We start from the raw sequence: 14,640 nt of genomic DNA, 5'->3' as shown, positions 1-14,640 counted from the left end.
AAAAAGCTCCTTATCTGTAAAAGATAAAGGAGCTTTTTGTTGATAAAAATAAAAGGCTTCTAAGAAGTAAATGTTAATCTTTCTTAGAAGCCTTTTAATGAAGAATTTGCTGTTGCTGTTCCTGGCTTTCATAAATATATTTCACCAGGTTTTCACTTGAATTGCCTCTCGAATATTGGTTCCACTGGGCAGAAAAGCTTCTTACTTTACCGATATCAAAGCGATTTTCGATAAGCACATCAATAATTTCTCCAGTATTATTAACTACTGGGCCGGGAATATTATTTTGATAGTCTTCCCAGAAACCACGGGATTCTTGGTATTCCTGTAAGTCATAACTAAAGAAAATCATTGGCTTTTCCAGCAAAGCATATTCAAAGGGAATGGAAGAATAGTCGGTAATCAAACAATCACTGATTAATAGTAAGTGATTAATATTTTCATAGTCTGTTACATCGACGACAAACTCTGGATAGCTGTTTTGCAGGTTTGACCGAACAGCGGGATGAAGACGTAAGAACAACACATATTCATCACCTAAACGCTTGTACATCTCTGCAATATCCAGAGCAATATCCGGCGAATTTAATTGGTCATCACGGAAGGTAGGTGCGTATAGTAATACCTTTTTATTTTGGATAACTGGAAAACGCTCCGTTAAATCATTTTCAATCTGCTTCGTCTTTCGCTTATCAAAAAAGAAATCTGTCCTTGGTATTCCTGTCCGCAAAATGTGGTCATTATTCAGGCCAAAGCTCTTTCTAAATATAGCAGCCATTTTCTCTGAGCCAACCACTACATAATGAAAGCGGCTGTACACTTCTGTAAACCGGCGCTTCGCCCGCTCACTACGCTTTTCAATCGACGGATCCATTAATCCAAACTGCTTAATGGCACCTGCTGCATGCCATAACTGGATGCAAGTAGTCTCCGTCTTAAAGTCGGCAGCAGATAAAAATCCAAAGTAATTGTCAACGAAAATCACTTTGGACGTGGCTAAATGATAGATAGATTGTAAGAATTGCAGCAAACGGACGGGGCGGAAATCCTTCACAGCAGTTTGCTGATCAACAGTGAAATCCCTTTTACAGCCCTCAGCCCGCAGGACAATCAGCTGCTCTTGGCCAGAACGTTTCACTTCCTCTGCAACATATCCGATATTATCCCCAAAAGTAGCTACAAAAGTTGTTTTATCTCTTATAGGGAAAAGCTTGAAGAAGTTAAAAAGTATCCTGAAAAGAAAGAGGTAACTGGAAATGACCAGTTCTCTAACCATTGTTTATTTTAAAAAGATCCTTTTTTATTTTTGTAGTGGAAATTCCGACTGTACGAGGCAGGTAAACAACTTCACAGTAATCCTTCAAGAAGTCGAATTTACCTTCCCAGTCGTCTCCCATTACAAATATATCGATATTGTGATTCTTGACATCATCGATTTTTTGCTCCCAATCCTCTTCAGGAATAACTTCATCAACATATCGGATAGCTTCTAAAATCATTTTGCGGTTTTCATAACTGTGATAAGCTTTTTTATTTTTAATGGCATTAAATTCATCGGTTGAAATGGCAACGGTCAAATGGTCACCCAATTCTTTCGCGCGTCTTAATATATTGATATGGCCGTTATGCAGTAAATCAAACGTACCGTAAGTGATTACTTTTTTCATAGGAATCCTCCTCTAAGGGTTCAAGGCAATATAATAAACTAAAATTAGTTTCAGATGGTCTATATGTTGTTTTTACCCATAATAATATAAATTGTAAACTTTTTGTTAAGAATATACAAGAGGTAATAGTTTCTAATGTAAAGAAATTTGCTCAAAAGGAAAGAGGGACTTTATGGAAAAAACATAATGTCCCTCTTTAATAGTCCAATTACTTTTCCGATATATATTCACCATTGGCCCCGCCGCTGACCCAGCGAGTAGTTCCATTGTAGTGAATTTGATACCAGACACCGCTTTTGACGAGCTGATTGCTGTTATCTAGTACACCAGTGACGAAGGTACCATTGTTCAGGCTGCCGACAGGGCTGCCTTCCGTATTGGGATCTGTACGGACATTCAAGGAATCAGCAGTTACTTCTAAGAGATTCATGATGTCAATATAAGTAGCAGACACCCAGCCAGTTTGGTTTTCAGCTTTAACCTGGTACCAGCCGTTTCCGTTAGAACCGAGCACTTCAATCTTCTGTCCGCTTTCCAACGTACTGATGATGGTATCACTGGTAGATGAATCAGGCTCTGACCGGAAATTCAACCGGGTCGTAGTGACACCGTATATACCGGCTGGGTAGCTGGTAATACTTCCGGGACCAGGCTGGTTACGATATTGTGGGATATCGTAAGTTAATACAAAATTGTCTAACAAACTATAAATATCACTGATTTTTTTAGTCTGACTTACAGCCCATGAAACATGGGTTGCATATTGATGTACCCCAGGATTTGCTGGGTTCCAGCGCATCTTATAAAGTGTATCCTGTCCTCTGTTAATATAGTTGCGGGCTACATCTTCTGCACCGCCTATAACTGCAGCGGCAGGCGTAAACCAATTCCGGTCGAAGGCATATTTGGCCCCGCAAGAAAGTGCGCAGCTGTCGTATGCTCCATAACCGTACATGTTATAGACTGTGTAAGCTGGTGTCTGACCTGATTCGACAACCTTTCCTTGAGTATCTACACCGACTCCGGAAGCTAGTGCCGACTGTCCATTGTTGGTCTCATGCAGGGCATGGGCCATTAAGTAAACTTCATTGATATTGAACTTCTCGCCGGCCTCGATGAATGCCGCACCCGTCCCTGTTAGAGTACCTTTATTAGTCAGTACCTTACTATCAATCTCTTTAGCACTTAATTGTGCGCTGTGCGACAGCTTAAGGAATTGAAAATAGCTGGCAGTATCGCGATCGAAATTACTAGGATTTGCATAATATTCGACTGTGCTTCTATCAGCAGCGATAGTTCCTGTCCCATTGGCTTTCGGTGTCTTTGTCATTTGGATATCTATCGCTTCTTTAAATGTATGATCATAATTAGTAGTTTGATAGACCGTCTGCGGAGTAGCGCTAACGTCATTACTATGAATGTATCCAGTTTTTGCTTTCCCATCGACATAGACCGTGGCTTGATACCAATTAGCGGTGTAAGTCTTATACTTTAGTGAAGCGCCATGATTGTAAGACTTCAGTACACCGGCATTTGTTGAAGGTTTCGAATAAACATTGGTAGGTTTTTTGGTTCCATACCCCTCAGCACTCTGCTGGACAGATTCGATGTTTTCAACGGCATTTTTGCTGATATAACCGGTGTGCTTCCTTCCATCAACGTAAACCGTTGCTTGATACCAACCTGAAGTGAACGTGTCATATCTTAAAACCGTCCCTTCCGGGTACGTTTTAATTGGCCGGGATTTTGTGGAAGCGGAAGAGTAAACAGAAGTTGGTCCTCCTGCACTGATCCCTTCAATTGTTGTTGGCTTATCATCGGCGCTTTCCACATCACTTTTATTAATATATCCAGTTTTGGCCATGCCATCCACATAAACAGTGGCAGTATACCATCCCGAGGTGAATGTCTTATATTTTAAGATAGAGCCATGTGTATAAGACTTTAGCACCTTTGAACTTGTCGATGCGGACATGTGAACATTAGTAGAGCTTTGTAAACCTACTCCTTGCAAATTGGCGGGAGAGGCATCTCCGTTTTCCACATCATTCTTATTGATATACCCGGTTTTTCTTTTCCCATTAATATAGATAGTTGCTTGATACCACCCGGAAGTAAACGTCTGGTATTTTAGTATTGTTCCTTTCGAGTAGCTCTTCAATGCCGTGGAATTAGCAGATGCTTGCGAGTAAACCTTCGTTTCCCTGTTCTTTCCAATACCCAAAAGGGAAACCGGGGAGCTTTCGCCATCCTCGACATCGTTCTTATTAATATAACCAGTCTTGGCTTTGCCGTTGACATAAACTGTCGCTTGATACCATTCGGAAGTAAAAGTTTTATACTTTAAGATGGTTCCTTGGCTATATGTCTTCAACGTATTGGCATCGCCAGCTGGAGAAGAGTACACACGGGTCGACTCTTTCATGCCTATTCCTGTGATTTCTGTTGGTGACTGTACAGCATTTTCTACATCCTGTTTATCAATATAACCTGTCCTTGCTTTACCACTGACATAAACTGTTGCCTGATACCAGTTGGAGGTAAAGCTTGTGTACTTTAGTACCGTACCTTGTCCATAGGATTTTAGCACTTGACTAGAGTCGGAAGCTTGCGTATATACCTTGGTAGGATTTTTAAGGCTAATCCCTGAAAGTTTATCAGGTGAGTTATCCGCATTTTCCACATCACTAGCCCGGATGAAACCGGTAGTTGCTTTCCCGTTCAAATAGACAGTTGCTTCATACCATTTAGAGGTGAAAGTTTTGTATTTTAAAACGGTTCCTCTTTTATAAGACTTTAAGACTTTCTCCTTATCGGAAGCAGCAGCATATACGTTAATAGATTCAGTGATACCGATCCCTTCCAGGTTGGTTTGCGGAACAACAGCATTTTCTACGTCCTTTTTGGAAATATAACCAGTTCTGGCTTTTCCACTTATATAGACAGTTGCCTTGTACCACTCCGAATTATACGTAGTATATTTCAACAGTGATCCTTGGGCATATGACTTCAAAGTTGATGAACTCTTCGAGGTCTCAGAGTAAACATGGGTAGGGCTGTTTATCCCGATCCCTTTTAAATGTTGATCAGACGCTGCTGAAACCAGGGAAGGGAGGACGTGGGCACATACAATGATTGAAATAAAACAGGCTGCTATTTTAGTAAATCTTCTCAATATCTCTCCCCCATAAAATTTGTGCGAATTTGGATGACTCTTCAGACGTTAAAAGGAAAGATCAGCAATTAGTGTACTGTAAATTATATTGGTCTTTTGTAGAAAGTTACAATCTAAGAGATTGTTGTTCATATATAGTAGAGTGATGAGAAAGCTAGTATTTCATTAATCACTTATCATTTTCCAGCTGAACAACTTCTATCTTATAAGAACCACTCCTTTTTTGCATGAACGTACTGTCTATTATGGCAACCTTTTCTAAAAATGTTAAGGTTATAATTCCCTATTATTCGACAATATTTTTAAGGAACTAATTACCTATAAAAAAAGAACGTCTACCTTATTCCATCTTTAGGTATTAGTAATCAGTACATAAACCGTGTATTGTTGCCTAAAGTTTTAAAGATAACTAATGAATCATTAACAGAGTTTTTTCTCAAAAGTTAACCTTCTCATTTTTAAAACTGATATATACTAAAGATGGAAGTGTATAGCACTTTTACCTGATAGGTAGTAATGTTATAATTAGTAGAATTAACATGGATTTTGATGGAGTGTGAAAAGTGAATAAAATTTCTATTATAATACCTATATATAATACAACTGATTTTTTAAATGATTGTATTGAGTCTGTTTTATCTCAAACTTACCAAAATATTGAAGTGTTAATGATTGATGATAATTCGAATGAGGAATGTAGAAAGAGAATAAAGGAAATTACGGAACTTGATTCTCGTTTGAAATCATTTCATTTCTCGGAGAGAAAAGGAGTAGGATTCTCAAGAAATTTCGGAGTAGAAGAGTCCTCAGGGGATTATGTGTACTTTTTAGATAGTGATGATTTTATCGCAAAAGATGCAATCGAGCTACTAATAAGAAACATTAATGGGTATAAGCTGGCAACTGGAAAACAAAAAAGATGGTTGTCCAAAAAAGAATCAATCATCGAAGAGACTGATAGAAAATTCAATGAAGAATCATTAAGTAATAATGAAGAAGAGAGCATTTTATACAAAAAAAAGAAGGTAAAATTATTTAAAAATAGATCCATTTTACATCGTTTGATTTCTAAAGAATTTATTAAGGAACAGAATTTGAGGTTTTCTGAGGAAGTAAAACATCATTCAGACTTAGAATTCATCGTACCTGCATTAAATAATTTAGAGGAGGGAATTTTGCTTGTAAAAGACAGTATTTACTATAAAAGGGTGAGGAATGATCCGTTTAACAATCCTTCTTTAAATCAACTAGATAGCATTGATAAAATAGGAGATTTCTTATATATATATAGCAACTTAAGAAAAAAATTATCTTTTAATAATAAAGGCGCCAAATATTTGGATAATCTTTATTTAAATTACTACCGTAAGCAGATAACTATTTTCTTTAGGAAAGAATCGAATATAGATTCTGTCTTTGAATTACTGCGAGAAACAGCTAACCTAGTTGACACTGATGTGCTTAAAAACAAGAAATTTATCTTGCGTAGAGAAATCAAGACATTAAGAAAAGGAAATAAAAAGCAATTTAAGTCACAAGTAAATTCCCATAACAAATTAAGACAAATAAAAAACATGCTTAGGAGTAAAAATAAATTTTACATCGGATTGTATCGATTAATCTTTACAAATATGCCTATCAAAGATAAAACAGTTGTTTTAGAAAGTTTCCTAGGGAAGAATTATTCAGATAATCCTAAGTACCTTTACGAATATATGATTAAAAATATGCCGGATTACAATTATGTTTGGATACTAAATGATGTGGGTAGTAATTCCATTCCGGGAAACCCAATAATAGTGAGGAGACAAAGCTTACGTTACTATTACTATTTGGCTAGAGCAAAATACTGGATAAGTAACTCTCGAATGCCTAATTACTTAAACAAACGGAATGAAACAGTTTACCTGCAGACATGGCATGGCACTCCGTTAAAAAAACTTGCTATCGATATGGATGAAGTGAATATGCCAGGAACAAATACAGTAAAGTATAAACGGAATTTCGTTCGTGAAGCAAAAAAGTGGGATTATCTAATTTCCCCGAATAGCTATTCATCAATAATCTTTAGAAGAGCTTTCCAGTTCCAGCAAGAAATGTTGGAATTGGGTTACCCTAGGAATGATCTTTTATCAGCCCCTAACAAACAGGAACTGGGTAGGGGATTAAAGAAAAAATTAGATATTCCGATAGATAAAAAGGTTATTTTATATGCGCCAACATGGAGGGATAATGAGTTTTTTGAACGAGGCAAGTATAAATTTAGTTTAAATTTAGATTTGGCTCAAATGAGAGAGTCGTTAGGAAACGACTATATTATTTTACTGCGCATGCATTATTTAATTGCTAATGAATTAGATATCAGTAATTTCGAAGGTTTTGCATATGATTTTTCCAAATATGAGGATATTACTCATCTATATTTAGTATCTGATATATTAATCACAGATTATTCGTCCGTATTTTTTGATTATGCGAATTTACGCAGGCCGATTTTATTCTATACGTATGACCTTGATTTATACAGAAACACCTTGAGAGGCTTTTATTTTGATATTGAAAACGAGGCACCTGGACCGCTGCTTAAGAGTACAGAACAAGTTCTGGATGCAATCTTGAATATAGACAGTCTAAAAAAGGAATACTCTAAACGTTATGACGCATTTTTCGATAAGTACTGTAGGTGGGATGACGGCAAAGCGGCTGAAAAAGTTGTCAAACATGTATTTAAAAGCAAATAAATTAAGATATTACCAGTCTTATATAATTTCTGCGATTCAAAGTAAATTAAGTGAAATTAGAATTTCAAGCTAAAGCTAAGGAGAAAATAGCATGGCTCCGATAATAAGTATATTAAAAAAACTTTTTATAAGATGTTATAAAATATTGTTCACTTTAATGACAAAATTCCCCCCTAATAAAAGGTTAGTTGTTTTCGAAAGCTTTTTAGGAAAACAATTCAGCGATAACCCACGTGCCGTTTATGAATATATGGTGGAACACAACATGGATTATACCCTTTATTGGAGTGTGGATAAGAGAAACGAAGATTTGTTCAAGAATAAAAACTTAAAAACAATACGCAGACTTTCTCTTAGATGGCTGCTTATCATGCCACGGGCCAAGTATTGGATTACCAACAGCAGATTACCCTTATGGATACCTAAGCCGAAGCATACTACCTATGTACAAACTTGGCATGGCACTCCTTTAAAAAAACTAGCTGCTGATATGAATGAGGTTCATATGCCGGGAACTACAACTGAAAAGTATAAGCGAAATTTCATCGAAGAGGCTGCTAAATGGGACTTTCTGGTATCACCTAACCAATATTCCAGTGAAATCTTCCGAAGAGCCTTTCAATTTGATAAGACATTGATTGAATCCGGTTATCCACGTAACGATTATTTATATTATGCCAATAACAAGGAAACTGTAGACCAATTAAAGCAAAAGCATAATTTGCCCAAGGGCAAAAAAATTATACTGTATGCTCCCACTTGGAGAGATAATCAATTCCATGAAAAAGGGCAATATAAATTTGACCTCTCTCTTAATTTAGCGGAAATGCAGAAATCATTGGGTTCTGATTACATCTTATTACTGCGCATGCATTATTTAATCGCGGAGGATGTAGATTTATCTGTATATGATGGCTTTGCTTATGACTATTCCACGTATGAGGATATAAGAGAGCTGTACTTGATGGCAGACTTGATGATCACTGATTACTCTTCTGTATTTTTTGACTATGCTAACTTACAAAGACCGATAATTTTCTTTGTATATGATATTGATGAATATAGGGACAAGTTAAGAGGTTTTTATTTCGATCTTGAAGAAAAGGCTCCCGGCCCTCTTGTCAAAACTACTGAAGAAGTAATAAATGAAATAATAAACTTTGATAAAACCCCTTTTATACTAGATGGAGAGTTTTATGAACGTTTTTGCAGTTGGGAAAATGGATTAGCAGCAAAACAGGTTGTCGAAACAATTTTTAGAAAATGAAATGACTGAAGATATTCATAAGAAAAATGTCAGTCAATAACTCACTGTTACATTTACAAAAAAGAGGTAAATACAAAAGAATTGCTTTTTGTACTAGTTGTTTTTTAGTTGCTTCCTTAGTATAATTTGATAAGAATTTTATGACAAAGTACCGTTTTGTAGGAAGGAAATATTATGAAATCAGCTTTTATTGTATTTAAAGAACAAGTAAAGCATTTCTATTTAATTAGAAGGTTGTCGCTATACGAAATAAAAAGTACCAATCAGGGGAATTACTTAGGGGTATTGTGGGAAATTATAAATCCCTTAATCCAAATAGCTATTTATTGGTTTGTATTTGGTTATGGAATTAGAGAACGTGCAAATGTAAAATTGAATAATGATCTTGAGTTGCCATTTGTTTTATGGATGGTAGCTGGATTCGTAGTATGGTTCTTTTTTTTCCAATCAACCATTCAGGCATCAAAGTCAATTTATAAACGTCTTCGGATGCTCTCTAAAATGAACTTTCCCATGAGTGTCATTCCTAGCTTTGTTATATTCTCTCAATTATATATTCATTTAATTATGATTTTTATTGTGATGATATTTTTTATACTATCTGGTTTTTCGATTAGTATGTATTATTTGCAGTTCATATATTTTGCTTTTGCTACCTTTGCTTTCACGTATGCATTAGCGTTAATTACTTCTACTCTATCGACTATAGTCAGAGACGTCCACATGTTATTGGCTGCAGTTTTACGAATGGTGTTGTACTTATCGGGGATTTTGTGGCCTATTTCGTCAATTGATCACGCTACTGTACAATTCATAATGAAATTAAATCCTTTGTATTATGTAATTGAAGGGTATCGAGCTGGTTACGTAGGAACAGAGTGGTACTTTATTAGTGAATGGGAGTATACTTTATATTTCTGGGCCTTAACGGTTGTACTATTTTTAATTGGTTCCACGCTGCATGTCAAATTCAGAAGGCATTTTATTGACTTTCTGTAATAGAAAGGGAATAGTATGGAAAAATCGATAATTGTAGAAAATGTGTCAAAAAAATATAAGTTATACTCAAATACGACCGAACGATTATTGGACCTAGTGTTGCCCAAAAGTTATGGAGAGGATTTTTATGCTCTGCAAAAGATTAATTTTGAGGCGGAAAAGGGAGATGTCATAGGTTTCGTGGGTGTTAACGGGTCTGGCAAGTCTACACTCTCCAATATAATTGCTGGTATTGTCCCTGAAACTTCAGGCAAGGTTTATCTAAATGGTCAAGCGTCCTTAATTGCCGTTTCTTCGGGTTTGAATAAGGATTTAACAGGAAGAGACAACATTGAATTGAAATGTTTAATGCTCGGTTTTTCGAAACAGGAAATTAAAGCAATGGAACCTGATATCATTGAGTTTGCTGAGTTAGGGAAGTTCATCGACCAACCTGTCAAATCATACTCTAGTGGCATGAAGTCACGGTTGGGTTTTGCTATCTCTGTAAGTGTTGATCCTGATATTCTAATTATTGATGAGGCTCTTTCTGTTGGAGATAAAGCATTCGCAGAAAAGAGTTTGGAGAAAATGAAAGAGTTCAAAAAAATGGGGAAAACGATGATATTTGTTAGCCATTCAATTGGACAAATGAAAAAGTTTTGCGAGAAAATTCTCTGGTTAGAATATGGAAGGGTGAAGGGCTTTGGGGCAGTTGAAGAAATAATGCCTAAATACGAAAAATTTCTTAAAAGCTTTAAGAAGATGTCTAAAAAAGAAAAGCAAAAATATCGTAGTGAGTCATTGGAAAATGCTCGAAAGGAAGAGCTCCTTCAGTAAGAGAAAATTAAAAACACTGTCGATAGACAGTGTTTTTTAATGGTGATATATACATTCTTAAATAAATTATTAATTGTAGAGATTAAATATTAATGGCATAATAGAACAGATATGTCTGTCTAAGCGTTGTCTAAAACTCTATGACATGATAAGTGAAAAAATATTTTGCTAATTAACTTGTTTGTATATTTATTTTAAGAGGGATGATGGAAATTCACTTTATTTAACCTCGAAAGGTTGTTTAATGTGTCGAAAACTAATAGTCATGTATCCATCATGGATATACCTTTCATTAATATAAGTCAAAAGGAACTGCTGGAGCAATATATCTATCCAAGGCTTGATAATCAGCAGAAGTCGTATATTGTCACTGCTAATCCAGAGATTGTAATGATGGCCAAAGAAAATCGGTCATACAAGCAAATGGTCATGCAAGCTGATTTCATTATCCCGGATGGCACTGGGATTGTGATGGCTTCTAAAATGATTAAAAACCCAATTAAGGAACGGATGCCGGGCTTTGACTTAATGACTCACCTGATCGGATATGCCGAGGATAAAAAGTTAAGCTGTTACTTTTTAGGTGCTTCGGAACAGGTGAATAACAAAATGGTAGAAAAGTTGAAAGAATTGCATCCGTATCTTAAAGTTGCCGGAAGCCACCATGGTTTTTTTGATTTAGAAGATCGAACGATTTTGGAGAAGATGCAGATGGTGCAGCCTGATTTTATTTTTGTCGCTTTAGGTTCACCTCGCCAGGAAGAGTGGATAACCAAGTATTACCAGGAATTTGATAAGGGGCTATTTATGGGTGTGGGAGGCAGTTTTGATGTTATTGCCGGAGAAGTCAAGAGAGCCCCGAAGATTTGGATAGATCTTCATTTGGAATGGTTGTACCGAGTGATAAAGCAGCCATTCCGCTGGAAGAGAATATTGAAGGTTTTTGAGTTTATGTTCAGAATGCTGATAAGAAAATATTGAATATAAAGAAGGCCGGCAGCTGCCGGCCTTCTTTGCTGTTAAAGATGGGTAATATTCTCATAGATTCGTTTGCAATTGTTCTGGTCGATTTGTGAAAAAATAAGGTGCTTTTTCTCTGCAACAGACTGGTCTTCTTGGAAGTTCTCAAGTAAATAATGTTCGATAGTCTCTAACAGCTGATCTTCCGTCCTACATATATTCCCCAAAAAAGTTTCTTCGATTGGCCGCAGAATCCCATCCCTAAAGAATGAATCGGAGTCAAAGTGATAGAAAGCAACCGGTTTTGACATGTAGCTAAAGTCAAAGGAAACCGATGAGTAATCTGTAATCATCAGCTTATTTTCCATAAGCATTTCCTGAACGTTTTTTTCACCAAGCTTAATTACGTTGATTCTTTCACATGACAATCCACCAAAATGGTCGATAAATTGCTGCATACGATAATGCGGGTAAAGGTTGATGTGGACCTCATATTTTTCCAGCAATTCAGACAACCGCTTACTATTCAACAGGGAGTTGTAACGGCGGAAATACTCTGATTCGAGAAAATCGTCTTCGGTTTTCAGCCATTCCCGCCAAGTAGGGATTATTAAAATCGAACGTTCCTCTTGATGATCCTTCAGCAGGTTATCGAACCTCGACAGCCCAGTAACCTTGACTTCTTTCTGGCGATAACCCATCTTGGTTTCCACAAGTTTTTTTTCTGGTTCTGAACTGACACAGAACATATGAAATGGATATTTATAAAATCTGCGATGATATTCTACATTTTTCCTTCCCAAGACACCGTGCTGCAAGAATACCCGTTTCCCCTTTTTAAAGGAATACAATTCTGCCCCTTTTGTTGGCAAAAAATAATCCGGATCATGAGAGCCAATAAAGGCAGAAGCAAGTGCAGTCATTCTTAAATGGGCACTGGATCCATTGTATAATACATTTCCGAACTTCTCGATATTTCTTCTATCGGCCGAATCTCTATTAATGACATAATAAACCTCTTTATCTGGGTAATGGGTCCGACAATACTTGAAAAAGTGATAGCCTGTATCCTGTGCAGTGTCCGGCCGTTCTCCTACCAGCCAAATCTCTCTCTGCTTGTTTAGCAGGCGGTCAATAAATTGTCCGTACTTTAAATATTTCAGCTTTGCTTCTGAGAAGGAGATGGCCTCAATCTTAAGATTTCCTCTCGGTGTATAGGTTAAATAATTACGTATATGGTATCCATCATAGGATACCGTTTGTTTCTTTAATATTTCGTCCTTAAAATAAGTGTAATGCTGGGAACCAAGTTTTCTCTCTCTGGTAATACCATCATATTCAATCTGGATGAACAGGTCGTATATTTCTTTATCCACTGTTTTTAATTGGCTATAGACCTCTCGTAAAGAAACTTCTGTTTCAAAGCCAGCATAACGATAGTTATACATACCTTTGCTAAGCTTGTTCCTAAGTTTTGGAGCTAACGGGATTTTTAACTCTTCCTCTGTTTCCCTGGCTCTGACTAGTAAATAACGCTGAATAGCGTCTGGGTCCTTGAAACTAATCGTGTCGAGGTAGGCATAGCCTTTCAACAACAGTTTGTTATCTTTAAATTTAAACCGTTCTAGATCCCTCTGTATCGTCAATTGTGTCAAGGAAAGAGACAGGTGATTTTTCACCGTCGAATAATAAAATGCTTGGTAAATTGTCGAAGTTCGGAATTGTATCCTTGATTGATAGGCGACATTTTTTGATTTCACCCGTAAGCGGAAACGATGATCTTCCCCGTAAATATGTAATTGGAGATATGCATCCCAGCGGATATTTTCCAAATTACTAAATGGAATAACATCCCGGTAGTTGAATGGAAATTCAAATAAATAGCCTTCTGACATCGGGTCAGGGGCAACTTTAATTGGAAACTCATAAAACTGCTCGGTGTTACGCTGTCTTAACACCATTTTTATCGGTACATCTGGATTATGGCTTTTTAAGATGTAACTTCGCAAGCTTCCTTTAAGCTTAGTATTCCAATTATCCACCGCTTCGCTTTCTAAATTGCGTACCTTTATAAAAGCCATTTTGCTTTTTGAGGAAAGAGAGCCTTTTTTCGTAATATATGTTTTCAATTCACGGGATTCTTTATCTGTTTGATAAAATAAAGGGTCCGTGTTTGTAAGTGTCTGTTTATCTTGAACTTTTATCCTGAACTTTTGGCCGCTGTCCAAGAGAAAATAATAATCCCATATTCCTTTTGGATAGTCATTTTCAGAGAAACTGACGGTTGCTTTCCAGCGGTCATCACTCAGCCAGGTTATTGGACTATAATAATGGAAAGTAGAATCCCTTTTTTGGATTAGCAGCTGGATATACTGCTTATCCAGAGAGTGGAAGTTGGCCCAGCCTTCTAATACCAGGCTGCTTTGAAAAGTAGTGACATTATCCACATAGTTTGGTATCCTGTGAATTTGATTGTCAAGTACTGTATCCTTAGCCGCTAAACTTACATTGCCTTTGACCGTGATATAAGGTTCGATAATTCGGTTGCCGTCCACCATTTTATTGGCAAAGCTGTATATATCCCGCCGAAATGACTTGGAGGGGAGAAGGCGGTAATCTTTCTCTTCGTTTCGCACATAAAATGCCCACTTGCCGTGCTCCAATAAGCTTGGAAACTTCTCTAAATTTATACATGCGTGCATTTCATGGTCGTATTGTTCATTTAATAAATGAACAAGCGGCACCTGGTATTCAAGCTCTTCTTCCTCCATATTTTTAACTACCAAAGAAGCGTTTAGATAGGCTTGTTTCTTTTTACTTCTATTAGATAAGCTAACGTATAAAAAGTTTTTTTCGAAGGAAAGTTGAGAAATACGAAACGGGTGGGAGCGTAGATATTTGATTCTCCGCTTGATTTGGTTGTAGATAAGCTGTTTACTGTTATGTAATCTTAACTTTTTCGTCATTCTTTGATTTCCTTTCTCTAAGCAAAATGCAACAAACTTCAATACC

8 protein-coding genes and 1 pseudogene are annotated in these 14,640 nt (G+C 36.7%); 5 read left to right on the top strand and 4 right to left on the bottom strand.

Annotated elements, in window-relative coordinates; genetic code table 11:
• Nucleotides 1-94: 94 nt before the first annotated feature.
• The 3 genes from BLR93_RS09345 to BLR93_RS09335 form a co-directional block, all read right to left on the bottom strand.
• Nucleotides 95-1,138, bottom strand: coding sequence for a CDP-glycerol glycerophosphotransferase family protein (locus BLR93_RS09345; RefSeq protein ID WP_245690109.1), 1,044 nt, complete (start codon nt 1,136-1,138; stop codon nt 95-97).
• A gap of 130 nt (nt 1,139-1,268) precedes the next feature.
• Complete coding sequence (gene tagD, locus BLR93_RS09340) at nt 1,269-1,667, bottom strand: glycerol-3-phosphate cytidylyltransferase (protein WP_093213571.1); 399 nt, start codon at nt 1,665-1,667, stop codon at nt 1,269-1,271.
• A gap of 208 nt (nt 1,668-1,875) precedes the next feature.
• Nucleotides 1,876-4,842, bottom strand: coding sequence for an SH3 domain-containing protein (locus BLR93_RS09335; RefSeq protein WP_093213568.1), 2,967 nt, complete (start codon nt 4,840-4,842; stop codon nt 1,876-1,878).
• 563 nt (nt 4,843-5,405) lie between these two features.
• Between BLR93_RS09335 and BLR93_RS09330 the strand changes: the two genes are divergently transcribed.
• The 5 genes and pseudogenes from BLR93_RS09330 to BLR93_RS09310 all read left to right on the top strand — a co-directional run bounded on the left by BLR93_RS09330 (nt 5,406) and on the right by BLR93_RS09310 (nt 11,649).
• Nucleotides 5,406-7,583 carry a bifunctional glycosyltransferase/CDP-glycerol:glycerophosphate glycerophosphotransferase gene (locus BLR93_RS09330; RefSeq protein ID WP_093213566.1) on the top strand — a complete coding sequence of 726 codons (2,178 nt, stop codon included), beginning with the start codon at nt 5,406-5,408 and terminating at the stop codon, nt 7,581-7,583.
• A gap of 100 nt (nt 7,584-7,683) precedes the next feature.
• Nucleotides 7,684-8,850 (top strand): annotated as a pseudogene (locus tag BLR93_RS09325) (CDP-glycerol glycerophosphotransferase family protein); the annotation flags it as partial.
• A gap of 174 nt (nt 8,851-9,024) precedes the next feature.
• Nucleotides 9,025-9,849, top strand: coding sequence for an ABC transporter permease (locus tag BLR93_RS09320; RefSeq protein ID WP_093213561.1), 825 nt, complete (start codon nt 9,025-9,027; stop codon nt 9,847-9,849).
• 15 nt (nt 9,850-9,864) lie between these two features.
• Nucleotides 9,865-10,668, top strand: coding sequence for a teichoic acids export ABC transporter ATP-binding subunit TagH (gene tagH, locus BLR93_RS09315; protein WP_093213559.1), 804 nt, complete (start codon nt 9,865-9,867; stop codon nt 10,666-10,668).
• Nucleotides 10,669-10,914: 246 nt separating this feature from the next.
• Nucleotides 10,915-11,649 (top strand): WecB/TagA/CpsF family glycosyltransferase, encoded by a 735-nt coding sequence (locus BLR93_RS09310; RefSeq protein WP_245690108.1) that lies wholly within the window; start codon nt 10,915-10,917, stop codon nt 11,647-11,649.
• A gap of 38 nt (nt 11,650-11,687) precedes the next feature.
• Here BLR93_RS09310 and BLR93_RS09305 read toward each other — a convergent pair whose 3' ends face one another.
• Nucleotides 11,688-14,594, bottom strand: coding sequence for a CDP-glycerol glycerophosphotransferase family protein (locus BLR93_RS09305; RefSeq protein WP_175559306.1), 2,907 nt, complete (start codon nt 14,592-14,594; stop codon nt 11,688-11,690).
• Between the last annotated feature and the right edge of the window lie 46 nt (nt 14,595-14,640).

It is taken from the genome of Sediminibacillus albus (assembly GCF_900101125.1).
Lineage (GTDB): Bacteria > Bacillota > Bacilli > Bacillales > Amphibacillaceae > Sediminibacillus > Sediminibacillus albus.
The sequence above is the reverse complement of the archived record's forward strand: the minus strand, read 5'-3'. Positions and strand labels throughout refer to the sequence as shown.